Source organism: Enterobacter sp. EC_64 (assembly GCF_019584165.1).
GTDB lineage: Bacteria > Pseudomonadota > Gammaproteobacteria > Enterobacterales > Enterobacteriaceae > Enterobacter > Enterobacter roggenkampii.
The window spans coordinates 1-26,228 of sequence record NZ_VDAS01000026.1 but is presented as its reverse complement, the minus strand read 5'-3'; the positions used below and the strand labels follow the sequence as shown (position 1 = coordinate 26,228).

22 protein-coding genes and 1 tRNA gene are annotated in these 26,228 nt (G+C 57.0%); 11 read left to right on the top strand and 12 right to left on the bottom strand.

The features are described 5' to 3' along the window. The first annotated feature begins 3 nt into the window (after window positions 1-3). From ada to mgtE, 4 genes are all read left to right on the top strand, one after another. On the top strand, window positions 4-1,062 hold the full coding sequence (gene ada, locus FHC52_RS18360) for a bifunctional DNA-binding transcriptional regulator/O6-methylguanine-DNA methyltransferase Ada (protein ID WP_023344569.1): 1,059 nt from the start codon (window positions 4-6) through the stop codon (window positions 1,060-1,062). Then, the gene (gene alkB, locus FHC52_RS18355; RefSeq protein ID WP_023344568.1) at window positions 1,062-1,718 is read left to right on the top strand and encodes a DNA oxidative demethylase AlkB; all 657 of its coding nucleotides are present in this window, start codon (window positions 1,062-1,064) and stop codon (window positions 1,716-1,718) included. Before ada ends, alkB begins: the two co-directional genes overlap by 1 nt. Window positions 1,719-1,787: 69 nt before the next feature. Next, window positions 1,788-3,431: a multidrug ABC transporter permease/ATP-binding protein gene (locus FHC52_RS18350; protein ID WP_032638019.1), complete on the top strand. Its 1,644-nt coding sequence runs from the start codon at window positions 1,788-1,790 to the stop codon at window positions 3,429-3,431. A gap of 190 nt (window positions 3,432-3,621) precedes the next feature. Then, complete coding sequence (gene mgtE, locus FHC52_RS18345; RefSeq protein WP_023344566.1) at window positions 3,622-5,058, top strand: magnesium transporter; 1,437 nt, start codon at window positions 3,622-3,624, stop codon at window positions 5,056-5,058. Here mgtE and FHC52_RS18340 read toward each other — a convergent pair. Further along, the gene (locus FHC52_RS18340) at window positions 5,021-6,310 is read right to left on the bottom strand and encodes a SulP family inorganic anion transporter (RefSeq protein WP_172513854.1); all 1,290 of its coding nucleotides are present in this window, start codon (window positions 6,308-6,310) and stop codon (window positions 5,021-5,023) included. The two genes, mgtE and FHC52_RS18340, sit on opposite strands and share 38 nt — an antisense overlap. Before the next feature lie 187 nt (window positions 6,311-6,497). On the opposite strand from FHC52_RS18340, the gene mqo reads away from it, so the two are divergent. After that, on the top strand, window positions 6,498-8,147 hold the full coding sequence (gene mqo / locus FHC52_RS18335) for a malate dehydrogenase (quinone) (protein WP_023325740.1): 1,650 nt from the start codon (window positions 6,498-6,500) through the stop codon (window positions 8,145-8,147). A gap of 93 nt (window positions 8,148-8,240) precedes the next feature. Here the strand turns inward: mqo and eco are convergent, their stop codons facing one another. After that, on the bottom strand, window positions 8,241-8,744 hold the full coding sequence (gene eco, locus FHC52_RS18330) for a serine protease inhibitor ecotin (RefSeq protein ID WP_032652775.1): 504 nt from the start codon (window positions 8,742-8,744) through the stop codon (window positions 8,241-8,243). Between the two features lie 209 nt (window positions 8,745-8,953). Here eco and FHC52_RS18325 point away from each other — a divergent pair, with 209 nt between their 5' ends. Continuing rightward, window positions 8,954-9,214 carry a DUF2534 family protein gene (locus tag FHC52_RS18325; RefSeq protein ID WP_008500962.1) on the top strand — a complete coding sequence of 87 codons (261 nt, stop codon included), beginning with the start codon at window positions 8,954-8,956 and terminating at the stop codon, window positions 9,212-9,214. A 124-nt stretch (window positions 9,215-9,338) separates the two neighbouring features. Next, window positions 9,339-10,526 (top strand): MFS transporter, encoded by a 1,188-nt coding sequence (locus FHC52_RS18320; protein WP_046091527.1) that lies wholly within the window; start codon window positions 9,339-9,341, stop codon window positions 10,524-10,526. 37 nt (window positions 10,527-10,563) lie between these two features. On the opposite strand, the gene FHC52_RS18315 is transcribed toward FHC52_RS18320, so the two are convergent. The 3 genes from FHC52_RS18315 to FHC52_RS18305 form a co-directional block, all read right to left on the bottom strand. Next, a tRNA-Pro gene (locus FHC52_RS18315) sits at window positions 10,564-10,640 on the bottom strand. Window positions 10,641-10,712: 72 nt separating this feature from the next. After that, window positions 10,713-12,473 (bottom strand): LPS biosynthesis-modulating metalloenzyme YejM, encoded by a 1,761-nt coding sequence (yejM, locus tag FHC52_RS18310; RefSeq protein WP_023294051.1) that lies wholly within the window; start codon window positions 12,471-12,473, stop codon window positions 10,713-10,715. 19 nt (window positions 12,474-12,492) lie between these two features. Next, on the bottom strand, window positions 12,493-12,720 hold the full coding sequence (locus FHC52_RS18305; protein ID WP_008500958.1) for a YejL family protein: 228 nt from the start codon (window positions 12,718-12,720) through the stop codon (window positions 12,493-12,495). A 134-nt stretch (window positions 12,721-12,854) separates the two neighbouring features. Here FHC52_RS18305 and yejK point away from each other — a divergent pair, with 134 nt between their 5' ends. Next, a complete protein-coding gene (yejK, locus tag FHC52_RS18300) occupies window positions 12,855-13,862 on the top strand; it encodes a nucleoid-associated protein YejK (protein ID WP_008500957.1) in 1,008 nt (335 codons plus the stop codon). Window positions 13,863-13,912: 50 nt separating this feature from the next. Here yejK and rplY read toward each other — a convergent pair whose 3' ends face one another. Together rplY and FHC52_RS18290 are read right to left on the bottom strand one after the other, a co-directional pair. Next, the gene (gene rplY, locus FHC52_RS18295) at window positions 13,913-14,197 is read right to left on the bottom strand and encodes a 50S ribosomal protein L25 (protein WP_008500956.1); all 285 of its coding nucleotides are present in this window, start codon (window positions 14,195-14,197) and stop codon (window positions 13,913-13,915) included. Window positions 14,198-14,322: 125 nt separating this feature from the next. Next, window positions 14,323-16,083, bottom strand: coding sequence for a DEAD/DEAH box helicase (locus FHC52_RS18290; RefSeq protein WP_126289502.1), 1,761 nt, complete (start codon window positions 16,081-16,083; stop codon window positions 14,323-14,325). A 281-nt stretch (window positions 16,084-16,364) separates the two neighbouring features. Between FHC52_RS18290 and rsuA the strand changes: the two genes are divergently transcribed. The 3 genes from rsuA to FHC52_RS18275 all read left to right on the top strand — a co-directional run bounded on the left by rsuA (window position 16,365) and on the right by FHC52_RS18275 (window position 18,908). Continuing rightward, window positions 16,365-17,072, top strand: coding sequence for a 16S rRNA pseudouridine(516) synthase RsuA (gene rsuA / locus FHC52_RS18285; RefSeq protein ID WP_008500954.1), 708 nt, complete (start codon window positions 16,365-16,367; stop codon window positions 17,070-17,072). A gap of 15 nt (window positions 17,073-17,087) precedes the next feature. Continuing rightward, window positions 17,088-18,284, top strand: coding sequence for a Bcr/CflA family multidrug efflux MFS transporter (locus tag FHC52_RS18280; RefSeq protein ID WP_220420189.1), 1,197 nt, complete (start codon window positions 17,088-17,090; stop codon window positions 18,282-18,284). Between the two features lie 279 nt (window positions 18,285-18,563). Continuing rightward, on the top strand, window positions 18,564-18,908 hold the full coding sequence (locus FHC52_RS18275; protein ID WP_008500952.1) for a YejG family protein: 345 nt from the start codon (window positions 18,564-18,566) through the stop codon (window positions 18,906-18,908). 3 nt (window positions 18,909-18,911) lie between these two features. Here FHC52_RS18275 and yejF read toward each other — a convergent pair whose 3' ends face one another. From yejF to FHC52_RS18250, 5 genes are all read right to left on the bottom strand, one after another. Further along, window positions 18,912-20,501, bottom strand: coding sequence for a microcin C ABC transporter ATP-binding protein YejF (gene yejF, locus FHC52_RS18270; protein WP_021241521.1), 1,590 nt, complete (start codon window positions 20,499-20,501; stop codon window positions 18,912-18,914). A gap of 1 nt (window position 20,502) precedes the next feature. Further along, window positions 20,503-21,528 carry an ABC transporter permease gene (locus FHC52_RS18265; RefSeq protein WP_008500950.1) on the bottom strand — a complete coding sequence of 342 codons (1,026 nt, stop codon included), beginning with the start codon at window positions 21,526-21,528 and terminating at the stop codon, window positions 20,503-20,505. Continuing rightward, window positions 21,528-22,622, bottom strand: coding sequence for a microcin C ABC transporter permease YejB (locus FHC52_RS18260; RefSeq protein ID WP_220420188.1), 1,095 nt, complete (start codon window positions 22,620-22,622; stop codon window positions 21,528-21,530). The genes FHC52_RS18265 and FHC52_RS18260 overlap by 1 nt, the downstream gene beginning before the upstream one ends. Window positions 22,623-22,631: 9 nt before the next feature. Continuing rightward, on the bottom strand, window positions 22,632-24,437 hold the full coding sequence (locus FHC52_RS18255) for an extracellular solute-binding protein (protein WP_220420187.1): 1,806 nt from the start codon (window positions 24,435-24,437) through the stop codon (window positions 22,632-22,634). A gap of 73 nt (window positions 24,438-24,510) precedes the next feature. Beyond that, window positions 24,511-26,067, bottom strand: coding sequence for a cyclic di-GMP phosphodiesterase (locus FHC52_RS18250; RefSeq protein ID WP_008500947.1), 1,557 nt, complete (start codon window positions 26,065-26,067; stop codon window positions 24,511-24,513). Between the last annotated feature and the right edge of the window lie 161 nt (window positions 26,068-26,228).

The window sequence follows — 26,228 nt, the reverse complement described above, 5'->3', positions numbered from 1 at the left end:
ATCATGAAAAACCCAACCTTCACTACCGATGAGGATCGCTGGCAGGCCGTGCTGGCCCGCGATCCGCTCGCTGACGATCAGTTTGTTTTCGCCGTGCAGACGACGGGTATTTTCTGCCGCCCGTCATGCCGTGCCCGCCACGCGCTGCGTAAAAATGTCCGTTTTTATCCTGATGCCCGGCACGCCACTCAGGCAGGTTTTCGTCCGTGCAAGCGCTGCATGCCGGACAAGCGCGATCCGCAGGCGCAAAAGCTGGCAAAAGTGGAACACGCCTGTCGGCTTCTGGAGCAGGATCCTGCGCTAACTCTGGAGAGGTTGGCGGAGCAGGTTGCCATGAGTCCTTTCCATTTCCACCGCCTGTTTAAATCCGTGACCGGCATGACGCCAAAAGCCTGGCAGCAGGCGGCGCGGGGTCAGCGTCTGCGCACCGCGCTTGCGCAGGGAGACAAAATTACCGATGCCGTGCTGGCAGCGGGATTTCCCGACAGCAGCAGCTATTATCGTAAAGCCAACGATGCGTTGGGCATGACGGCGAAGCAGTACCGTAAAGGAGAGGTGGCCGTTCGGTATGCTATCGATGACTGTTCGTTAGGACGCTGTCTGGTCGCCGAAAGCGAGCGGGGGATCTGCGCGATTCTGCTGGGTGACACCGATGCTGAATTAACCGCAGAGCTTGCCACGCAATTTCCAAAAGCAACGCACGCGCCGCGGGACGACGCCTTCGTACAGCGGATCCACCAGGTCATTGCCAGTATTGATAACCGCGACGTACCGCTTGCGCTGCCGCTGGATATTCGCGGTACCGCGTTCCAGCAGCGCGTCTGGCAGGCCCTTCGCGCAATTCCCTGCGGTGAAACGGCAAGTTACCAGCAGGTGGCGCAGGCGATTGGTCAGCCCAGTGCGGTACGCGCCGTCGCCGGAGCCTGTGCGGCCAACACGCTGGCGATTGTGATCCCCTGTCATCGCGTGGTTCGCAACGACGGCGCACTGTCGGGCTATCGCTGGGGGGCGGCGCGAAAAGCGCTATTGTTAAAACGTGAGGCGAAACGCCGGGAGGGATAATGCTCGATCTTTTTGCGGATGCTGAACCCTGGCAGGAGCCGCTTGCGCCGGGGGCGGTTATCCTGCGCCGCTTTGCTCTCTCCCGTGCGGGGGCGTTGCTTGCCGGTATTGAAGAGGTCACAGCGGCTTCACCGTTTCGCCATATGGTGACGCCGGGCGGCTACACCATGTCGGTGGCCATGACCAACTGCGGCGAACTGGGCTGGGCGACAAACGAACGTGGGTATGTGTATGCTCCGAACGATCCCACGACAGGTCGGCCGTGGCCTCCCATGCCTGCGGTTTTCCAGGGACTTTGTCACGAGGCTGCCGTGGCGGCGGATTATCCTGACTTCCGTCCTGACGCCTGTCTGATCAACCGCTACGCCGTCGGGGCGAAGCTCTCGCTGCATCAGGACAAGGATGAGCCCGATCTGCGCGCGCCTATCGTTTCGGTATCGTTAGGCCTGCCCGCCGTCTTTCAGTTTGGGGGATTACGCCGCAACGATCCGCTCAAACGCATCATGCTGGAACATGGCGATGTGGTGGTGTGGGGCAGGGAATCGCGGCTTTACTATCACGGCATTCAGCCGCTGAAACCCGGCGTTCACCCCCTCACGGGCGAGTACCGCTTTAATCTGACCTTCCGTCAGGCGGGGTACAGTAAACTAAAATAAGAATTATTCTTGATGTCCGCGCAGGGCAGTTTACACTGCTGGCTGATTTTTATTGTCCGGATTGCCTGCATGCAACTACTTCTCCTCGTCTGGCGTCAGTACCGCTGGCCCTTCGTCGCCGTCATGGCGTTAAGCCTGGCCAGCGCCGCGCTGGGTATTGGCCTGATCGCGTTTATTAACGTGCGGTTGATTGAAATGGTCGACACCTCGCTCTCCGTATTGCCGGAGTTTCTCGGCCTGCTGCTTTTGTTGATGGCGGTTACGCTCGGCTCCCAGCTGGCACTGACTGCGCTCGGCCACCATTTCGTTTTTCGCTTGCGCAGCGAGTTTATCAAGCGGATCCTGGACACTCAGGTCGAGCGCGTCGAGCAGCTCGGCAGCGCCTCCCTGCTGGCGGGGCTGACCAGCGACGTTCGCGCCATTACTATCGCATTCGTTCGTCTGCCGGAGCTGGTGCAGGGGATCATTCTGACCTTCGGCTCGGCGGCCTATCTCGCCTGGCTCTCCAGCAAAATGCTGGCGGTGACTGCGCTGTGGATTGCCATCACCATCTGGGGCGGTTTTGTGCTGGTGTCCCGCGTCTATAAACACATGGCGGTCCTGCGCGAAACTGAAGATAAGCTCTATAACGATTACCAGACGGTACTGGAAGGGCGCAAAGAGCTCACCCTGAACCGCGAGCGCGCCGAGTATATCTTTAACCATCTCTATATTCCGGACGCGCGCGAATACCGGCACCATATCATTCGCGCCGATACCTTCCACCTGAGCGCGGTGAACTGGTCAAACATTATGATGCTGGGCGCCATTGGCCTGGTGTTCTGGATGGCGAACAGCCTGGGCTGGGCGGATACCAACGTCGCGGCAACCTACTCACTGACGCTGCTGTTTTTGCGCACGCCGCTGCTCTCGGCGGTGGGCGCATTGCCCACCTTGCTGAGTGCGCAGGTGGCCTTTAATAAACTCAAAAAATTCGATCTCGCGCCGTTTAAGCCCGAATTCCCGCGCCCGCAGGCCTTCCCGAACTGGCAGACGCTCGAGCTGCGTAACGTCACGTTCCGTTATCAGGACAGCGCCTTCTCCGTGGGGCCGCTCAATCTGACGATCCGCCGCGGCGAGCTGCTGTTCCTGATTGGCGGCAACGGCAGCGGTAAATCGACGCTGGCGATGCTGCTCACTGGCCTTTATCAGCCTCAGTCGGGCGAGATTTTACTGGATGGCAGAGCGCTGAGCGCGGAGAAGCCCGAGGACTACCGCAAGCTTTTCTCGGCGGTGTTCACCGACGTCTGGCTGTTTGATCGGCTGCTGGGGCCGGAAGGGCAGCAGGCCAATCCTGCGCTGGTGGAAAAATGGCTGGCGCACCTGCAGATGTCGCACAAGCTGGAACTTCAGGACGGCAAGATCCTTAACCTCAAACTCTCCAAAGGGCAGAAAAAACGCGTGGCGCTGCTGCTGGCGCTGGCGGAAGAGCGTGACATCATTCTGCTCGACGAGTGGGCGGCGGATCAGGACCCGCACTTCCGCCGCGAGTTTTATCAGGTGCTGCTGCCGCTGATGCAGGAGATGGGCAAAACCATTTTCGCCATCAGCCACGACGATCATTACTTTATTCACGCTGACCGCTTGCTGGAGATGCGCGACGGCAGGCTGAGCGAGCTGACCGGTGAAGCGCGCGATGCGGCCTCGCGTGACGCGGTGGCGCGCACGGCCTGATGCCCGTGTGCCGGGTGGCGGCTTCGCCTTACCCGGCCTGGGATTTTGTAGGCCCGTGCAGCGTAGCGCCGCCGGGCACAATGATTTGCACGATATGCCGCTTTTTTCTCCATCCCGGCCCGTTGTTTATTCTTATTTACATATCCTCGCGCTATGCTTAATACCAACTTATTTCATGGATTTATGATTGATGTCGGTATTAAAGAAAAACAGCGCCAGACAGCGTGACCAGGAACGTGCGCGACTGATCTGGATTCTCACGACCGATAAAGCGGTCACGTCTACGCTATTAGGCAAACTGACCCTGGCTGAGCAATATGATGTCGGCACGTTAGCCGACGATATTGCTGAGGTAGGTGCGCTGGTTGCTCACTTACCCCCGCCGGATCTGGCGGATACTCTGGAAGCGCTTCCCTCGGAAGAGCGTCATGCCCTGTGGAGGCTGGTGCAGGATCACGAGCGCGGACAGGTGCTGCTTGAGGCCTCGGAAAACGTCTGGGACGACCTGATCGACGAGATGAGCGACCGGGATATTCTCGACGCTCTGCAAACCCTGGATATCGACGAACAGATTTACCTGGTTCAACACCTGCCGCGAAACCTGACCGGCCGCCTGCTGGCGTCCCTGCCTGCCGATGAACGCGCGCGCGTGCGCCAGGTGATGCATTACGAGAAAAACAGCGTCGGCGCGATTATGGAGTTCGGCGTTATCACGGTGCGCCCGGACGTGACGCTCGGCACCGTGCAGCGCTATCTGCGTCGCCTGGGCAAAATGCCGGATAACACCGATAAGCTGTTTGTCACCTCCCGGGATAAAACCCTCCTCGGCGAGCTGGAGCTGAAAACCATCCTGCTCAACAGCACCCAGCGGAAGGTGAGCGAGGTGATGGAAAACGAGCCGATGGTCTTCTCCCCGGAGGACGATGCGGAGAAAGCGGCGCGTACCTTCGAACGTGACGACCTCGTGAGTGCCGCCGTCGTGGACTCCGTCGGCAAACTGATGGGGCGTCTGACCATCGACGAGATCGTTGACGTGGTTTATGAAGAAACCGATAACGATCTGCGTGCGCTGGGGGGGATCAGCGCGGAAGATGACGTCCATGCCTCCGTCGGCAAGGCGGTGAAAACGCGCTGGGCGTGGCTGGCCATTAACCTGTGTACCGCGTTCATCGCCTCCCGCGTGATTGACGGCTTTGAACACACCATTTCGCAGCTGGTGGCGCTGGCCTCGCTGATGCCGATTGTGGCCGGGATTGGCGGCAATACCGGAAACCAGACCATTACCATGATCGTCCGCGCGCTGGCGCTGGAAAATATTCAGCCCGGCAACTTCGCCTTTCTGATCTTCAGAGAGATGGGCGTGGCGCTGATCAACGGCCTGGTGTGGGGCGGCATTATGGGCGGCATCACCTGGTGGCTGTATGACGATATGGCGCTAGGCGGCGTGATGATGCTGGCGATGGTGCTGAATCTGCTCGTGGCATCGATGATGGGCGTTATTATCCCGTTGACCATGACCAAACTGGGGCGCGACCCCGCGGTGGGGTCGAGCGTGATGATCACCGCCATCACCGATACCGGCGGTTTCTTTATTTTTCTTGGGCTGGCGACGATTTTTCTGCTTTAAGCCGACGCTTAATGCGGGCGGGAAGCAGCACCATGACGATAATCCCGCCCAGCACGCCAATCGCCAGATTGCCGGTTGATACCGTGGCGGCAACGGTGACCAGCATGACGACCGTTTCTGCAATCGGGGCCGTTTTCAGCGCGGCCGGCTGAAGGCTGTGCCAGCTGAAGGTTTTAACGGCGACGATGGCCATAATGCCCGCCAGCACCGCCATCGGGATGTTGGCCATCACGTCGCTAAGCACCGTCACCAGGATCAGCAGCACGATGCCCGCAGCGAAGGTTGAAATGCGGCTTCGGCCTTTCCCCATCTCCACGTTAACGATGGTTTGTCCGATCATCGCGCAGCCCGCAATCCCACCGTAAAATCCGGCCAGGATATTGCCGACGCCTAATCCAATGCTTTCGCGGCGTTTACTTGACGGCGTCGCGGTCAGCTCATCCACCAGCTTTGCGGTCAGCAGGGATTCCAGCAGGCCGACAAACGCGATGCTCAACGCGCACGGCCAGATTATGCTCAGCGTCTGTAGATTGAGTGGGACCAGAAGTTCGCTAAGACCCGGCAAGCCGCCGCTCATGGCGCCTTCATCGCCTACGGTCGGCAGGCTTTGCCCGGTTGAAACGGTAAACAAGGTTAACAGCACAATCGCAATCAGTGGGGAAGGGATGCTTTTGAAATAGCGCGGCACCCACAGCACGATCAGTACCGTCAGCACGAATAGGCCCACAATCAGCGGGCTTCGGCTCCAGAAATGGGGAACCTGCGCAAAGAAAATCAATATCCCGAGGGCGTTAACAAACCCGGTCATGACCGACTGGGGAATAAAGCGCATCAGCCTTGCCATGCCCAGCACGCCAAACAGAATCTGAATTACGCCAGCCATGAGCACGGCGGGAAGAATGTACTGTACGCCGTGCTGATGCACCATGGGTCCAATAACCAGCGCCACGGAACCGGCCGCGGCCGTGACCATCGCCGGGCGACCGCCCAGTACAGACAGGGCAAGACACAGCACCACGGAAGCGATCAGGCTGACCTTCGGGTCAACGCCCGCCACCACCGAAAATGAGATGACCTCGGGGATCAGCGCCAGGGCGGTAATCACGCCAGCCAGCGTTTCACGCGTCAGCTGTTTAGGGGAACGCAGCACGCTGGCGACACGGTTTTCGGGAGAGACAGCAGAATGGGGTAGGGACATAACGTTTCGCTGGTTAGGGCAGGCTTCCGTGCGCGCGATCACAAAACGCAACATACTAGCCAGTTAAACCGCGCTTTACCAGACGCTTCGATAATTCCTCACAAACAATCCATCATTAAATTTCACAATTACAATAATTTCGTAACCTTTAAACAATATTTAAAAGTTGTTACCGTGCCCCCGCAGCTTGTTTCACCTGCAATTTCCACGCATCAAGCACTTTTACACTAAGGCATAAATTATGAAAAAAATGACTGCCATGCTCTTTTCTCTGGCCGTGGGGCTTAACACCGTCTCTATGGCGGCGAAAGCTGACGCACCAAAAGAGCAGGAAACGGACGTCCTTTTAATCGGTGGCGGTATCATGAGCGCCACGCTGGGAACCTATCTGCAAGAACTGCAGCCGGACTGGTCAATGACCATGGTCGAGCGCCTTGATGGCGTGGCGCAGGAGAGTTCGAACGGCTGGAACAACGCCGGTACCGGCCATTCGGCACTCATGGAACTGAACTATACGCCGCAGAAAAAGGACGGTTCCATTAGTATCGAGAAGGCGGTAGAGATCAACGAGGCGTTCCAGGTATCTCGCCAGTTCTGGTCTCACCAGGTTAACAGCGGCGTATTGCACGACCCGCACTCTTTCATCAACACCGTACCGCACATGAGCTTTGTGTGGGGCGAGCAGAACGTCAACTTCCTGCGCGCGCGCTACGCCGCACTGCAGCAGAGCACGCTGTTCCGCGGGATGAAATACTCTGAAGACCACGCGCAGATTAAAGAGTGGGCTCCGCTGGTCATGGAAGGTCGTGACCCGAACCAGAAAGTGGCGGCGACCCGTACCGAAATTGGTACCGACGTCAACTACGGTGAAATTACCCGTCAGCTGGTGACGTCTTTGAAGAAAAAAGAGAACTTCAACCTGCAGCTCAGCACCGAAGTGCGCGGTTTCAAGCGCAACGCGGATAACAGCTGGAGCGTGACCGTTGCCGATCTGAAAAACAACGAAGCCGAGCACGTCATCAAGGCGAAGTTTGTCTTTATCGGTGCGGGCGGTGCCGCGCTGAAACTGCTGCAGGAGTCCGGTATTCCGGAAGCGGATGACTACGCGGGCTTCCCGGTGGGCGGTCAGTTCCTGGTGTCCGATAACCCGGAAGTGGTGAATCGTCATCTGGCAAAAGTGTACGGTCAGGCTTCCGTGGGCGCGCCGCCAATGTCTGTTCCGCACATCGATACCCGTATGCTTGACGGCAAACGCGTGGTGCTGTTTGGCCCGTTCGCGACCTTCTCCACTAAATTCCTGAAAAACGGCTCCCTGTGGGATCTGCTGAGCGCAACCACCACCTCTAACGTCAAGCCGATGATGGACGTGGGGCTGGATAACTTCGATCTGGTGAAATACCTGATTAGCCAGGTGATGCTCTCTGACGACGACCGTTTCGAAGCGCTGAAAGAGTACTATCCTGAGGCGAAGAAAGAAGACTGGCGTCTGTGGCAGGCGGGTCAGCGCGTGCAGATCATCAAGCGCGATCCGAAAGAGGGTGGCGTGCTGCGTCTGGGCACCGAAGTGGTGAGCGATAAGGACGGCACCATCGCCGCGCTGCTGGGTGCGTCACCGGGTGCGTCTACCGCTGCGCCAATCATGCTGCACCTGATGGAAAAAGTGTTTAAAGATAAAGTCGCCAGTCCGGAATGGCAGGCGAAGCTGAAGACCATTATTCCATCCTACGGCACGAAGCTGAACGGTAACGTGAGCGCGACGGAGCAGGAGCTGGAATACACCAGCCGCGTACTGCAGCTGCAGTACATCAAACCGCAGGCTGCGGATGCTGCGCCAAAAGCGGAGCTGAAGCCTCAGCCGGAAAACAAACCGGTTGCGGATATCGCGCTGTAAGGTAAAAAAGCCGGGTGGCGCTGACGCCTACCCGGCCTATGTTCGGTGTTGTTTTGTAGGTCGGGTAAGGCGAAGCCGCCACCCGACTTAATTTCAACGTACGACAGCCTGCTCAATCTTCTCTTCAGCCTTCCACACGCGATACTTCACTTCCACATTTTCAGGCGTATAAACCACGATCGGCAACTTGCTGTTGTAGCGCAGCAGGCTGTTGTCGCCCAGATAGGCGGTCACAAATTTCTTCTCTTTCTTGCCATCCGGGCAGGCCATCATGGTGGAGACCGGCGAGGTCACTTTATCAAAGACGTAGTAGTCGTAACCCCAGCCTTCCAGCGTTTTGCTTTCCAGCTGACCACCCAGACGATGCTGGTTGCAGTCCACTTCCAGCGTCTTGCCAATTAACAGCTCCACTTTGTAGTTCGCTTCATCCTGCTGAACCGGAAGCTGAATCACCTGACGCGTCATCCCTTTATCCGCTTTCGGATACGGGGCGACTTTTTCCAGCGGCTGCGCTTTAGGTGTTTCGCTGGCGAAAGCGCTGGTGCTGACGCACGCGGCGGCGATGAGTGCGATGGCAAATTTAGGTGCGTTTTTCATTGTCATTCCTTTATGTCAAAACGATCTTGCACAGGTTAACATAGCGACTGTGAATGATTGGTGTTATTTACTTACATTTTCAATATTAATAGCGTAATAAACCATATATTTGCCACTTAAGTGGAGATTTGTACTGGCGTGGAGTCCGGCAGGCGTTTGTGTTATTTTAGACCCTCTATAATGTTATTCATCTGTAAAAGGGAAGAGAGATGGTTCGTGCAAAACTGAAAACGCCTGAAGGCCGCAAGTTCCTCCTGGCGCTGCTGGTCGTGTTTATGATTGCTGCCGCGTGCGTGGGGCGTGCCACGATTGTTGGCGTCATCGAACAGTACAACATTCCTCTCTCTGCCTGGACAACCAGCATGTACGTCCTGCAGTCGGCGATGATCTTTGTCTACAGTCTGGTATTCACCGTTCTGCTGGCTATTCCGCTGGGTATTTTTTTCCTGGGCGGACGTGAGAAGCACTAAGCACCGATTTGCGATAACTGAGCCATCCTGCGGGGTGGCTTTTTTTATGCCTGATAATTTTTATTCGCCTTTCCAGGATATTCTGTTGAGAGCACCTTTGTTTACAGAAAGCAGGAGAGGCTTAATGCAATCCCGGTTTGCCACGCTCCGCCAGATCCCAAAAGGTGTCTGGGTGGTCGGTGGAGTAAGTATGTTGATGGATATCTCTTCGGAGATCATTCACAGCCTGCTGCCATTGTTTATGGTCACGACGCTGGGCGCCAGCGTCATTTTCATTGGTTTGATTGAAGGCCTGGCTGAGGCCACTGCGCTGTTTATCAAGGTGTTTTCCGGCGCCATCAGTGACTATCTGGGCAAGCGTAAAGGGCTGGCGGTTCTGGGCTACGGTCTTGGCGCGTTGAGTAAACCGTTGTTCGCTATCGCCTCTTCTTCCGGCATGATTCTGGGGGCACGCTTAATCGACCGGGTCGGGAAGGGGATCCGGGGAGCGCCGCGCGATGCGCTGGTTGCTGACGTTACGCCGCCGGAACTTCGCGGCGCGGCCTTTGGGCTGCGTCAGTCCATGGACACCATCGGCGCATTTCTCGGGCCGCTGCTGGCCGTAGGATTGATGCTGCTGTGGAACGATGATTTCCGCACGATTTTCTGGATCGCGGTGATCCCCGGCGTGCTCGCCGTGGCGCTGCTTTTCTTCGGCCTGCATGAACCGAAAACGCCCGTCGAACATAAACGCACGAACCCCATCAAAAAAGAGAACCTCAGGCGTCTCGGGAAAGGCTGCTGGTGGGTTATTGGTCTGGGGGCCATCTTCACGCTCTCACGCTTCAGTGAAGCCTTTCTTGTCCTGCGCGCACAGCAGTCGGGGGTGCCGCTGGCGCTGATCCCGCTGGTGATGGTGACCATGAATCTGCTCTATTTCCTCTCTGCCTATCCGTTTGGCAAGTTATCGGACCGGATGAGCCACACCCGGCTACTGCAGTGGGGTCTGGTGATGCTGATTGGAGCAGATATTGTGCTGGCGCTGAGCACCCACTGGGCTGGAATGCTTCTGGGCGTTGCGCTTTGGGGAGTGCATATGGGGATGACGCAGGGGCTGCTGGCGGCAATGATCGCAAAAACGGCGCCTGCGGATCTGCGCGGTACCGCCTACGGCATTTTTAGTCTGGTCAGCGGCGTGGGATTGTTAGTCGCCAGCCTGGGGGCAGGAGCCATCTGGGAAACGTTTGGGGCGGAATATACGTTTTATGCCGGGGCGGTGATTTGTCTGGTAACGCTTGTATACCTGCGCAAAACGCCGGACGAGGCGAAATAAAAAACCAGCCATAAGAGGCTGGTTTTCAATATGTTTTTGGTCGGCACGAGAGGATTTGAACCTCCGACCCCCGACACCCCATGACGGTGCGCTACCAGGCTGCGCTACGTGCCGACGCATAGAAAGAATACTACTCGATTCCGTTTTGAATGCAAGGAAATCCGTCGCTAACTGGTTTATTATTAATCAGTTAGCGACAAAACGCTTCTCATCCGTCAGGACCTGCAGCAGCAGGCTCAGCTGCGGTTTCTGGTCTTTTAGCCGCTCACCCTGCAGGTTATACGTCTGATAATTCCCGTTGCTGTTCAGCACCAGCGTCAGCTTCGGCGTGGTCACCACCAGCGTATTATTCCCTGCTGCCGTAACCCAGTTATGGCGGCGCGCGGCGCTGAAGAGATCCTGGCCCTGCGAATACTCGTTTGCTGGCGTGCTGACGTGCAGCAGGCGTTGCATCAGGGTGGTCATCACATCTTTATGCTCGGTAAGCATAGTGATGCGCTGCGCCGGGGTGCCCGGCCAGTGGATGACCAGCGGAACCTGCAGGTTAGGGCGTGACCAGCTCATGCTCTTCGTCTCGTCACCTAACGGGACGCCATGGCCTGCCGTCACGATCACCACGGTGTTGTCCAGCTTGCCGGACTCACGTAGCGCGTCAAGCACGCGGGCAATCTGCGCATCAACATCACCCGCCGCGCGGCCGTAGCGGCGCGCGAAATCACTCTTATTGCTGTTAGCAAGCGTTGTGCCGTTAAAGGCAACCCATGAGAACCAGCGGTTATCTTCCTGGGCATAGCGCTGCAGCCAGTTTATCCATTGGCTGGCGGTCTGCGCATCGGACTGATTCTGTGCCGCCGGCAGTGAGAAATCAGACAGCAGCGCCTGGCGGTAGAGCGGGCTGTTAAAGCCATCGGATGAGAACAACCCTAACTGATAGCCCTGCTGATTCAGCCCGGTGATCAGCGCCGCAGGCGTGCGGGTAGAGAGTACGCCGTCCATATATCCGGCTGAAATGCCATAGAAGAGGCCAAAGATGCCCGCGTCGGTTGTGTTACCGGAGCTCATGTGCTGAGTAAACGTGACGTTTTGACTCGCGAAATTGGCCAGGGCTGGCATCTGCTTCTCATAACGGGAATAGTTCAGGCCGTCGACGGTGATGAGCAGGACGTTTTGCCCGCGGCCCATATCGCGATAGCGCAGGTCGCTCAGAGGATACTGAACGCTGACGGCTTCCGGGTTACCCTGCTCGATAAGACGGCGCTGGTACTCCTGCGCATCAAGCAGGCCATGTTTCTCGAGGAAGCGACGGGCCGTCATCGGGTACGAGAGCGGCAGGTTCGCGCGCTGCATAGTAATAGGACGATAGAAGTTCGCATCCGCCCAGATATACATGATGTGCGAACTGATAAAGGAGACGAAGAAGAGCGCGGCGACGGGCTTCGCGTAGTGGCGTCGGCGGGTCAGGCTACGCAGTTTTTGCCAGCTCCAGGTGGCAAACAGCATCTCAATCAACAGGATCACCGGGACGCTGATAAACATCAGCTGCCAGTCGCGGGCCGTTTCGTTCTGGTCGGGGTTAATCACCAGCTCCCAGACGATGGGGTTGAGATGCAGGTGGAAGCGGGTGAACACTTCACTGTCGATAAGCAGCAGCGTCATCCCCACCGTCGCAAGGATGGCGGACAAGAATCGCATCAGACGCTGCGACATGACGATAAACGTCAGGGGGAACAGGATCAGCAGATAGGTGGCGAAAACCAAAAAGCTAAAGTGACCGACAACGCTTATCCAGGAGTAGATACGCCCGGTGAGCGTTGTTGGCCAGTCTGCGACAAACAGATAACGACAGCCAATGACCGTCGCCAGCAGAATGTTGAACAGGGCAAACCAGTGCCCCCAGCTGACCATCTGGGAGACTTTTTCACGGTAGCGCTGACGATTCGTCACCATAAACTGTTGTTCGTATCCCTTAATGGGCCGGGTCGTTGCTGACGGACGACTGTAAAGCCTGGGCGAAAGATTTTGCGATCGCCTGACGCTGAGCCGGAGCAACGCTGGTGTTAATCAGGTTGGTGACCATATTTCCCAAAACCATCAGGGAGAGATCGGTCGGCGTTTTATGTTTTTCCAGTACGTTGACCAGCTCACTGAGCAGTTGTTCAACGTGTTCATCACTGTAGCGGGAATGTTGTGGCATAAATCAAAATCAGTTTGTTGATGAAAGGGCAACATATTACCGTAGCAACAGCTTTTTTTCCCCTTTTTTATCTGTTGTTGCACACATGTCCTGGTGGTGGTTGAATACCGCCCGGTCTAAAAGGAGAGTTTATCATGAGTCTGGAAATCAACCAGATTGCCCTGCACCAGCTTATCAAGCGCGATGAGCAAACCCTTGAAGTGGTGCTACGCGATTCGTTACTGGAACCTACGGCGACCGTTGTGGAGATGATGGCAGAACTGCATCGCGTCTACAGCGCCAAAAATAAAGCCTATGGGCTGTTCAGCGAAGAGAGTGAACTGGCCGATAGCCTGCGCCTGCAGCGCCAGGGTGAAGAGGATTTCCTGGCGTTTAGCCGTGCGGCAACCGGGCGTCTGCGCGATGAGCTGGCGAAATACCCGTTCGCCGACGGCGGGATCGTGCTGTTCTGCCACTACCGCTATCTGGCGGTCGAGTACCTGCTGGTTACCGTGCTGAATAACTTAAGCAGCATGCGCGTGAACGAGCAGCTGGATATCAGCTCAACGCACTATCTGGACATTAACCATGCGGATATCGTGGCGCGTATTGATTTGACCGAGTGGGAAACCAACCCGGAGTCGACCCGCTACCTGACTTTCCTGAAGGGACGCGTGGGCCGCAAAGTGGCGGATTTCTTCATGGACTTCCTCGGTGCCAGTGAAGGGCTTAACGCCAAAGCGCAGAACAAAGGGCTGCTCCAGGCGGTTGACGATTTCACAGCCGAAGCGCAGCTTGATAAATCTGAGCGCCAGACGGTGCGCCAGCAGGTTTACAGCTACTGCAACGAACAGCTGCAGGCTGGGGAAGAGATTGAGTTGGAGTCGCTGTCAAAAGAGCTGGCGGGCGTCAGCGAAGTCAGCTTCCAGGAATTTACCGCAGAGAAGGGCTATGAGCTTGAAGAGAGCTTCCCGGCGGATCGCAGCACGCTGCGTCAGTTAACCAAGTTTGCCGGCAGCGGCGGCGGGTTAACCATCAACTTTGATGCGATGCTGCTGGGGGAACGTATCTTCTGGGATCCGGCCACCGATACGCTGACCATTAAGGGGACGCCGCCGAATCTGCGCGATCAGCTTCAGCGCCGCACCTCGGGCGGTAAATAGCAGGCACAAAAAACCCCGCAGAAGCGGGGTTTTTTTCGACAGGTTTGCGATTACGCGCGAACGAAGTCGATGTGAGTCAGTTTTGGCTTGAACGCGTGACGCTGAACAGCCTGAACTTTCACTTTTTCTTCTTTACCGCCAACAACGATGGTCAGAACTTCGCTGTAGAATTCAGCTTTGGTCTGCAGGTTCCACAGTTTGTCGTGATCCAGTTCGATTGCAACTGGAGCAGCTTCGCCACCGTAAACGATAGCCGGGAACTTGTTAGCGGTACGCAGGCGGCGGCTCGCACCCTTACCCTGCACGTTACGTACTTCTGCTTCGATAGTGAACATTGATTTCTCTCTGTATTTAAAACCCTACTACAGGCGACCCAGCAGCAGGTGAGTGTTCTGCCTCACGGATGTGAAGCGGGCGGCATTTTATACTCAAATGCCCCCCACATCAATGAAAAGTCCCGCTAACCGCGCAATTCGTTGGCGCGACGGAAGCGACCTTCGTAGTCAAAGAGCTTCTCGCGCACCTGCCAGTACTGGCCTTTCTTACGGGCGACGACAAAATCCGGATGGCGCAATAGCACCTGCTGGCGCACGATATCGGCCACGGTGATCCAGCGCAGGGGCACGCCCGGGGTGCGGGTGTGCGGGCGAATAAACAGCTGTTCGAAGGCCGTTCGCTGGGCAGGCGTCTGGACCCGGAAGCGCTCGCTGACGTCCGCCCCGTCCTCGTCGTAATAGGTGATTTTCAGCCATTCGCCTTTTTCATCCGCGCCGGGCTGCAGCGCCATGCCGGAACAGCGCAGCACCAGCGCATCTTTCAGCTTTAGCGCCGCTTTCAGCATGTCGTCCGGGTCAACCAGCACCGTGTCGCACTCCCGACAGCGGCGAGCGGCAATGTCATTTTCGGCGTTGCACTGCGGGCAGTTTTTGAAGCGGAAACGAAAATCGCACTGCTCGCGATGCCCTTCATCATCTTCAAACCAGCCCTGACAGCGGCGGCCAAAATGTTCGATCAGCGTGCCGTCGGCGGTGGTTTTGCCCCAGAAGGTGTTGGCAAACCCGCAGGCAGGGCAAAAGACCTGCACGGGCACGTTGTCGCTTTTTCCTTTTGGCGCGCCGACCTCAGGCGTATAGAGATCGTGCGGGTTACCGGCATAATCCAGAATCAGGCAGTCGGTTTTCCCCGGCGCCAGACGCAGGCCGCGGCCAACAATTTGCTGATACAGGCTGACCGATTCGGTCGGGCGTAAAATGGCGATCAGGTCGACGTGCGGGGCGTCAAAGCCGGTGGTCAATACCGACACGTTAACCAGATAGCGGAACCGCTGGGCCTTAAACGCGTCGATCAGGCCGTCGCGCTCGGGGCCGGGCGTCTCGCCGGTGATGAGCGCCGCGTCGCCGGAGGGCAGTAACCCGGTGATTTCCCGCGCGTGCTCAACGGTGGCGGCAAAGATCATCACCCCTTTGCGCGTCGTGGCGAACTCCTCAATCTGGCTGATGATATGCGGCGTAATGCGCTTTTGCTTTTTCAGCTCCTGGTTAAGATCCGCTTCGCTGAATAACCCGTTGCTCTGCGCCTGCAGGCGGCTGAAATCGTACTGCACCACCGGCATATCCAGCCGTTCAGGTGGCGTCAGGTAGCCATGTTTAATCATGTAGCGCAGCGGAAGCTCGTAGATGCAGTCGCTAAACAGGGCCTTGTCATCGCCGCGCACCATGCCGTGATAATGGTAACGATAGATCCAGCCTTTACCCAGACGAAACGGGGTCGCCGTCAGGCCCAGCAGGCGCAGGTGAGGGTTCACGTCTTTCAGGTGCGTCAGGATTTGCTGATACTGGCTGTCGTCGTCATCGCTGATGCGGTGACACTCGTCGACAATCAGCAGCGAAAATTCGCTGCGAAACAGATCCAGATTGCGGGCCACCGACTGCACGCTGCCAAACACCACCTTGCCGTGGCTCTCTTTACGCTTTAGCCCGGCGGCGAAAATGTCGGCTTCCAGTCCAAGCGCACAATACTTGGCATGGTTTTGCGCGACGAGCTCTTTAACGTGCGCCAGCACCAGCACGCGGCCGCGGGCCAGACGCGCCAGTTCGGCAATGACCAGGCTTTTGCCTGCACCGGTCGGGAGCACAATCGCCGCCGGCTCGCGATGTTTACGGAACCAGGCGAGGGTGGCGTCAACGGCTTCCTGCTGATAGGGACGAAGTGTAAAAGTCATGGGGTCTCGGTTTTGTTATTCCGCACATATACCCGTCATACTTCAAGTTGCCTGTGCGTTGGCTGCACTCGTTCACCCCGGTCACTTACTTATGTAAGCTCCCGGGGATTCACTCCTTTGCCGCCTTCATGCAACTCGAATTATTTAGGGTATAGATAGTATGCCACGAAACTTTTTCCCTTGAGTGGCGCAACCAGACCATTATACTGAACCGTTCCAGACTGCTTCTATTTTCGGACCTGTTGTCCGACTTCCTGCACCATTAAGGCTAAAAAGATTTCATGCGACTTGATAAGTTTATCGCTCAGCAACTCGGCGTAAGCCGCGCTATTGCCGGGCGCGAAATTCGCGCCAGCCGCGTTACCGTGGATGGCGACATTGTGAGAGACAGCGCGTTCAAACTGCAACCTGACCATCAGGTGGAGTATGACGGCAATCCGCTGACCCAGCAGCACGGTCCTCGCTACTTCATGCTCAATAAGCCGGAAGGCTACGTCTGCTCAACGGACGATCCGGATCACCCGACGGTGCTCTATTTCCTCGACGAACCGGTGGCGCACAAGCTGCATGCCGCAGGCCGCCTCGATATCGACACCACCGGTCTGGTGCTGATGACCGACGACGGTCAGTGGTCGCACCGCATCACCTCTCCGCGCCACCACTGCGAGAAAACCTATCTCGTGACGCTGGAGTCACCGGTGTCGGATGACACGGCAGAGCACTTCGCGAAAGGCGTGCAGCTGCATAATGAAAAAGATCTGACTAAACCGGCGGTGCTTGAAGTCATCACCCCGACGGTGGTCCGTCTGACCATCAGCGAAGGGCGCTACCATCAGGTGAAACGTATGTTTGCCGCGGTGGGGAACCACGTTGTTGGCCTGCATCGCGAACGGATTGGTGCGATTGAACTCGATCCCGACCTTGCGCCAGGCGAATACCGTCCGTTAACGGAAGAAGAGATCGCCAGCGTCGGTCTGCCTTCGCACTAATTTCAGGAGAACCCTGTGACCACCAGGCCACACTCGTCGTTCAAAATCGTCTTCATTCTTGGCCTGCTGGCCATGCTGATGCCGCTGTCTATTAATATGTACCTGCCCGCGCTGCCGGTCATTTCCGCGCAGTTTGGCGTCCCGGCGGGCAGCGCGCAGATGACGCTCAGCACCTATATTCTCGGCTTTGCCCTCGGCCAGCTGTTTTATGGCCCGATGGCGGACAGCCTTGGACGCAAGCCCGTCATTCTGGGCGGGACGCTGGTCTTTGCGGCCGCTGCGGTTGCCTGTGCGCTGGCCCAGACCATCGATCATCTGATCATCATGCGCTTCTTCCACGGTCTGGCAGCGGCAGCGGCAAGCGTGGTGATTAACGCCCTGATGCGCGATATCTACCCGAAGGAAGAGTTCTCCCGCATGATGTCTTTCGTGATGCTGGTGACGACGATTGCGCCGCTGGTGGCGCCAATGGCGGGTGGTGCGGTGCTGGTGTGGTTCAGCTGGCATGTGATTTTCTGGATCCTGGCCCTGGCCGCGCTGCTGGCCTCGGCAATGATCTTCTTCTTTATAGATGAAACGCTTCCCGTCGAGCGCCGCCAGAAGTTTCACATCCGTACCACCATCGGCAACTTTGCCTCGCTGTTTCGCCACAAGCGCGTGCTCAGCTATATGCTGGCAAGCGGGTTCAGCTTTGCCGGAATGTTCTCTTTCCTGAGCGCCGGGCCGTTTGTCTACATCGAGCTTAACCACGTGTCGCCGCAGCACTTCGGCTATTACTTTGCGCTTAACATCGTCTTCCTGTTCATCATGACCATCATCAACAGCCGCTTTGTCCGGCGGGTGGGGGCGCTGAACATGTTTCGCGCGGGGCTGTGGATCCAGTTTGTGATGGCGATCTGGCTGGTGGTGAGCGCGTTTCTGGGCGTGGGCTTCTGGGCGCTGGTGGTCGGCGTAGCGGCCTTTGTCGGCTGCGTGTCGATGGTGTCGTCCAATGCGATGGCGGTGATCCTGGATGAGTTCCCGCACATGGCGGGGACCGCCTCTTCCCTGGCGGGGACGTTCCGCTTCGGCATTGGCGCTATCGTTGGCGCGTTGCTTTCTATGGCCACCTTTACGACGGCATGGCCCATGCTGTGGGCGATGGCTTTTTGTGCAACCAGCTCGATACTCTTCTATCTTTACGCCAGTCGACCGCGAAAAGCGGCCCACTAAAACACAGAGAAGGCCCGGCAGGGCCTTTTTTGTTGATGCATATCAACCAAACCCCCGTTCGTTTATGCCGTGTTTGTTTATTTTATGTAAAATCTATTTGTGTAAAAAGTCACATCATTGTATTCAAAAAGGTTGAGTTAGATCGCAGAAACGGGTACATATAGCGCCGACGCGAGCCTGAATACCGATAAAAAAGTGCTGAATAGTGCAGGCTGGCGATGATGTGTTACTATAAATGTAAATAAATTGTGAAGTAAATTTTGCTTCCGGGGAACGAACGTGAATACATTACAACTTTCTATTGTCCATCGCTTGCCCCAGAGCTATCGCTGGTCGGCGGGTTTTGCTGGTTCGAAAGTTGAACCGATTCCGCAAAACGTCGCGGGCTGTGAAAACTGCCTGGTGGCGCTCAAGCTGCTGAGCCCGAGCGATGAAAATGCATGGCGGGTGATGGAGCGTCTCAGTCAGGCCCTGACGGATATCGAAGTGGACAGCTCCGTGCTGGAATGCGAAGGGGAGCCGTGCCTGTTTGTGAAAAGCCAGGACGAGTTTGCTGCCACCTGCCGCCTGAAAAATTTTGGCGTTGCTATTGCAGAGCCTTTCTCCGGCCAGTATCCATTCTGAGCGCTAGTCTGACGACAACAGCTGGCGCGTGTAGCGCTGCGTTGGCGCGCTAAATACGCGCTGGCACTCTCCCTGCTCGACCACCTCTCCCTGTCGCAACACAATCACCTGATGGCATAGCGCCCGCACCACCTGCAAATCATGGCTGATAAAGATATAGGCCAGCCGGTGCTTTTCCTGTAGCCCTTTAAGCAGCGCCAGGATCTGCGCCTGTACGGTCCTGTCCAGAGACGATGTCGGTTCATCCAGAATAATTAGCTCTGGTTTCAGGATCAGCGCGCGGGCAATGGCGATACGCTGGCGCTGCCCGCCGGAAAATTCCGCAGGATAGCGGTGGCGCGTCTCGGGATCTAAACCCACTTCAACCATTACCCGCATGACCTCCTGCTCGCGCTGCTGCGCGCTCAGGCCGGGCTGATGGACGCGCAGGCCCTCTTCGACAATCTGTAACACGCTGAGCCGCGGGTTAAGCGAGGAGTTGGGGTCCTGAAAGACCACCTGCATGCGAGGACGTACGGGCAGCATCTGGCGGCGGTTCCAGCGGTGCAGCGGCATGCCGTCAAACAGGATTTCGCCCTGTGAGGCAATTAAGCGCAGCAGCGCCAGACCGGTGGTGCTTTTACCCGAGCCGGATTCGCCCACCAGCCCGAGGGATTCGCCCGGGCGCAGCGAGAAGCGGATATTTTTTAACACCGGGTTGCGATCGACAATGCGGCGCAGAATACCTTTGCGGATCGGGAACGAGACGGACAGATCCTCAACGCGCAGCAGCGGCGTGCTGTCAGCGTCGAGGGGAACCGGGTCGCCGGAGGGTTCGCTGTCGAGCAGGCGCTGCGTATAGGGGTGTTGCGGCGCGCTCAGCAGCGTGGACGCCGCATTCTGTTCAACACAGCGGCCGTTTTGCATCACCGCGACGCTGTCGGCCAGCTTTCTCACAATGCTCAGGTTGTGCGTGATAAACAGCAGGCTCATGTTTAGCTCGTCACGCAGGTCCCGCAGCAGCGTCAGTATTTGCGCCTGTACCGTCACGTCCAGCGCCGTTGTGGGCTCGTCGGCAATCAACAGCTCGGGGCGCGTCAGCAGCGCCATGGCGATCATCACGCGCTGGCGTTCGCCGCCGGAGAGCTGATGCGGAAAATCATTCAGCCGTTTGGCCGCATTGCGTATGCCTGTGCGTTCAAGACAATCCAGAATTTCTCCCCGCGCGGCCTCTTTGCGCATCCCACGGTGCAGGGAGAGCACTTCATAGAGCTGTTTTTCCAGGCTGTGCAGCGGGTTAAGCGACACCATCGGCTCCTGAAAGATCATCGCGATTTTGTTGCCGCGAATGCCGCGCAGGGTCTGTTCGTCGGCGTGCAGCAGCGAACGGCCGTGAAAAAGGATATCCCCTTGCGGGTAGCTCACCGGCGGAGAAGGCAGCAGCCGCAGGATGGAGAGCGCCGAGACGCTCTTGCCTGAACCCGACTCACCCACCAGGGCCAGCGTTTCACCGCGCTGGATCTGCAGCGTCAGGTCGCTGACCACGGTGCGCGTCTCATCCTGCTTTGAAAAAGCAATCGACAGGTTATCAATACGGAGCAGGGGCTGGGTCATCTTATACCGCCTTGTTCGGATCAAAGGCATCGCGCACGGCTTCGCCAATAAAAATCAGCAGCGACAGCAGCACGGCCACGGAAAGAAAGGCGGCGATGCCTAACCACGGCGCCTGCAGGTTGTTCTTGCCCTGCAGCAGCAGTTCGCCAAGCGACGGGGAACCCAACGGTAGCCCGAAACCGAGAAAATCCAGTGAGGTGAGGGTGGTGATGGAGCTGCACAGAATAAACGGCAGGAAGGTGAGCGTTGCCACCACGGCGTTGGGCAGCATATGGCGGAAGATGATCCCGCGGTCGCTCACGCCAAGCGCCTGCGCGGCGCGAATATAGTCGAAATTACGGGTGCGCAGAAACTCGGCCCTGACCACACCGACCAGCGCCATCCAGCCGAACAGGACGGTGATGCCTAATAGCCACCAGAAGTTGGGCTGTACGACGCTGGAAAGCAGGATGATCAGAAACAGCGTCGGCATGCCTGACCAGACCTCAATCACCCGCTGGCCCCAGAGGTCAATTTTCCCGCCGTAGTAGCCCTGAATGGCGCCCGCCACGACGCCCATCACGCTGGAGAAGATCGTCAGCATCAGCCCAAAGAGAAGCGAAATACGCGTGCCATACAGGATGCGCGCCAGCACGTCGCCGCCGTTAGCATCCGTTCCCAGCCAGTTTTGCGCGGAGGGCGGGGAAGGGAAGGGGGTCGTGGTGGCGAAGTTAATGCTGTTTGCGCCAAAACGCACCGGCGCCCAGAGCGCCCAGCCGTGCTGCTCAATCTGCTGGCGAAGCCACGGATCCTGATACTCCGCCGGCGTCGCAAACGGGCCGCCAAAGTCGCTTTCGTTGTAATTGGCGATGACCGGCACGTACCAGCGGTCGTTAAAATGCACCAGCAACGGTTTATCGTTAGCGATCAGTTCTGAAAACAGGCTTAAGACAAACAGCACGGCAAAAATCCACAGCGACCAGTAGCCGCGGCGGTTGTGGCGAAAGCGGGCCCAGCGGGCCTGGTTGACGGGGCTTAAACGCGGCATCATCGGCCCTCAAAATCGATTCGGGGATCGACCAGCGTATAGCTGATATCGCTGATGATATTCAGCAGCAGGCCAATCAGGGTGAAAATATAGAGCGTGCCGAACATTACCGGATAATCACGCGACACGGTGGCCTCATAGCCCAGCAGGCCCAGACCGTTAAGCGAGAACATCACCTCTATCAGCAGCGAGCCGGTAAAAAACATACTGATGAACGTGGCCGGAAATCCGGCGATCACCAGCAGCATGGCGTTGCGGAACACGTGCTTCCACATGATCTGCTTCTCGCTCACGCCTTTAGCGCGGGCCGTGACGACGTACTGTTTACGAATTTCATCGAGAAAGGCGTTTTTGGTCAACATGGTCAGGGCCGCAAACCCGCCAATGACCGTGGCCAGAACCGGCAGCGTGATATGCCAGAGGTAGTCGGTGATTTTCTGGTACCAAGGCAGGGAGCTGAAATCGGCGGAGACGAGCCCCCGCAGCGGGAAGAGATCAAAATAACTGCCCCCGGCAAAAAAGACGATCAGCAGAACGGCGAACAGAAACGCCGGGATGGCATAGCCGATAATGATGAACGTGCTGCTCCAGATATCGAACCGGCTGCCGTTGTACACCGCTTTGCGGATCCCAAGCGGTATAGAGACCAGATAGATGATCAGCGTACCCCACAGCCCGAGCGTGATCGAAACCGGCAGGCTTTGCTTGATCAGCGTCAGCACTGACGCACTGCGAAACAGGCTATCGCCAAAATCAAAGCGGATGTAATCCCAGAGCATCTTGAAATAGCGCTCGTGAATCGGTTTATCAAAGCCGTAGCGGTGGGTGATCTCGGCGATCACCTCCGGATCCAGCCCGCGTCCGCCGCGGTAATGGCTTTCGCTGATATTCCCTACGCCAGTTCGCGCATGGCTGGCGCCCATCCCTTCACCGCCGCCGCCCGGCATGCCGCCGCTGTTGCCAAATTCAATGGCGGCAATGGCCTGATCGACCGGCCCACCGGGAGCGATTTGCACGATAAAAAAGTTAATCGTGATGATGGCCCACAGGGTGGGGATGACCAGCAGCAGACGGCGGAGAAGATAGACACCCATGATAATTCCTTATCGCCGCTCAGCGGGAAGACTGGCGGCTTTGTTAACGTCATACCACCAGGTGTCAAAACCCAGAGAATAGACCGGGCGCACGGCAGGCACGGAGAACTTATCCCAGCGCGCAAGGCGATCTTCGCCCATATACCACATCGGCAGCATGTAGTAGTTCCAGGTTAAGACCCTGTCGAGGGCGCGCCCGAGCGGCACGAGCTTGTCTTTATCCCCCTGCGCCGCCACGATTTTCGCAATGAGCGCATCAATCGCCGGGCTTTTTACCCCCGGCGCATTGTACGAGGAGTCGATGTAGCTGGAGGCCCAGGAGATTTGCAGGTCCGAGCTAGGCCACGGCTGCGCGGGCCACAGGCGCTGCATCATGTCGTAATCACGGCTGCGCATGCGGCTGGTGATCTGCGCGTTATCAACCTGGCGAATGTTCATGGTCACGCCCAGCCGCTCAAGGTTGTGCTTAAACGGCAGCACCCACTGGTCGTTGCCCCCGGACGAGAGCAGCAGCTCAAAGCTGAGTGGCTTGCCCGTTTTGGCATCCACACGTTTTTGATTCTTCAGGTACCAGCCTGCGTCATCCAGCAGCTTGCTGGCTTTGAGCAGGTTGTCGCGGTCGTAACCGTCACCCTTCGATGCGGGCGGCTGAAACACCGTTGTAAACACCTCTTGCGGTACCTCTGCTTTAAGGGGGGCCAGCAGAACCAGTTCGTCGGCTTTCGGATAATCGCGCGCGGCGTATTCGGTATTCTGAAAATAGCTGTTGGCGCGGCTATAAGCCCCGTAAAACAGTGCTTTGTTCATCCACTCAAAATCAAAGGCCAGGGAGATGGCTTCCCGCACCCGGCGGTCATTAAATACCGGACGCTGAATATTAAACGCCAGCCAGCGGGTGTCCTGGGCAGATTCATTTTTGTGTTCGTCTTTGACGATATAGCCTTTGGCGAAATTTTTGCCGATATAGCGGGTCGCCCAGTTTTTGGCGCTGCTCTCGACGCGCAAATCGAATGCCCCGGCTTTGAACGCTTCAAACGCCACGTTATCGTCGAGGTAGTAATCATAGCGAAGGGTGTCGAAGTTCCAGCGTCCGCGGTTGACCGGCAGATTGGCCGCCCAATAGTCTTTGACGCGGGAATAAACGACATATTGCCCCATTCGCCAGTCGGTAATGCGGTAGGGGCCGCCAGCCAGAGGAGGCGTTGAAAGCGGGTCGCTCAGCTTATGATTTTTCCAGAACGATTCCGGCATCACCGGCAGCGAGAACAGGCTGAGCATATTCTCTTTGTTCGGTTCGCTCAGCTCAATGCGCACAGTGAGCGGCGCGATGGCTCTGACCGACGCGCCTTTATATACGATGCGGAACTGGGGGACGCCTTCGGTCATGAATTTATGGAAGGTGAACGCAACGTCGCTGGCCTTCACTGGTGTGCCATCGTGAAAACGTGCCCGCGGGTTCAGCGAGATTTCCGCCCAGGCGAAGTTATCGGCGTAACGCACGTTCTCGGCAATGAGCGGATAGTAGCTGCCGGGCTCGTCATCGGAGGTGACAAAGAGCGTATCGTAAAGCGATTCCGTACGCGCGGCTGCCACGCCGCGCAGGGCGTAGCGGTTGAAATTGTCGAAGGTTCCCGTGGCGGAAAGCGTGACCTTACCGCCTTTTGGCGCGGCAGGGTTGACGTAATCGAAGTGCGTAAAATTGACCGCGTATTTCGGCTCGCCAATCACCGCGAAGGCGATATTCTCTTTGATGGTTTGCGCCTGGCTGGACAGGCTCGTGAATGCCAACATCAGCAACATAAAGCGCATAAGCATCTCGCGGCAGCTCCCTCTCTACAGACCGGCTCGGTTAAGCTGAATAATAAGTGACGTCACGGGCAATGTGAAATTAATCGCCTTCGGGCGAAATGTCAGGCCGCCATTCGCGGAACTGCGCCAGCGGCATCGGGCGGCTAATCCAGTATCCCTGCAGGAAGTTAACGCCGTGTTCGCGCAGCCAGGCCGCCTGTTCCGGCGTCTCTACCCCTTCGGCGACGGTCGACATATTCAGTCGTCTTGCCAGCGTCAGAACAGCATCCAGCACCGGCGACGTCACGGTCTCGGTACCGATCGCATTAACAAAACCACGGTCGATTTTGAGGTAGTCCATGGTGAAATGCTCAAGGTAAATCAGCGCGCTGTGGCCGGTACCAAAATCATCAATGGCGATTTCAAACCCTTCGTTATGCAGCCATTCGAAAAGGGTGTTGGCCTCCCGATGGTTGAGCATATCGCGCTCGGTAATTTCCAGCACGATCTGGAAGTAATCCGGCGGCAGCAGGGCTTTGAAGGTGCGCATATCGTCCTTGAAGCTTTCCGCATGCAGATGCCCCGGTGCAATGTTAATACCCACCTTTGCGCCCGGAGGTAACAGCGTTTGTAACACGGGCGCATCGTGAATGATAAGGTCAAAGAGATGCAGCGTCAGCGGGACAATCAGCTTCTGTGCTTCGGCAAAATTGATAAACGCGTCCGGCGGAATTTCCCCCATTGTCGGGTGTTTCCAGCGCATCAGGACTTCGAGCCCGGTCATCCTGAGCGATTTGGCATCGACGACGGGCTGATAAACCACATAAAACTGACCGCGCTTGATAGCGCTTAAAATTTCTTTACCCGGGTTGAGCCGAATGCTGAGGATGTAGTAGTTAAGCGATCCGGCACAAATCCCGCATACCAGCCCGAAGAACAGCGCGTAGAGAATTTCATCGCTGGTCCATGCGTCCGCATACAGGTTGATGGTCAGGGGGAGGTCTTTCAGCGTCGCCGTGCGGACCGGGATGTCATGCAAGTCGCGGGTATGAACCAGCGTGCTGGACCGCGTCGACAAGGCGTTATCGCCGATAATGATAGCGATACCCGCGAACTCGTCCTGGCGCTCAGTATAGAGCAGGTAAGGCGTCAGATTAATATTCACAGAAGTGAACACCCCGCCGTCCTTCACTAATGGGTTGCGGTACCAGATCGCAATCGCAGGTTCATCAGGCAGCATGGGGGTACCCGGAAGCAACGCCATATCGATCTGTTTATTGATGTTCAGCTCAGGTATGAGCGTCTCCATCGGGGCATTCATCGGGCCTGTTGCCGAGGAGCAGAATGCCATCTTGTCCCGGACCAGCAGGAAGGCGCGAACGTTAATGCTGAAGGCCGCGCGTGAGGTGAGTTCCTGGTTGACGTCCTGGCACGTGTTCAGCGTGAGAGGCTGGAGGACATTGACCGCTTTTTTTAGGTCTTCGAAATAGCTCCCCATGTAGGCGCTCACATCATTCACCAGGGTGTCGAATTTGACTTCCCGCTTGTGGTAACTCCACGAAAATTGCAGGGAACCCAGAAGCAGGGCAGTGATGAGACCCGTGATAATACTGAGGATCAGTATTTTACGATTACTGGAAAAGTAGCGGGTGAGCATAGACGTCGTGATTCCTGAAAAGCCGCTTGATGTATTCAGTGTAACGGTGATGTAGCCCCCTGAAACACCAGACAGTAGCTGTATCTCCAGATAAGAGATAGGCTTGAATATATGTCTAACACTAACACCAATTTTGAGATGACCGGGATCCTGTTAGGGCA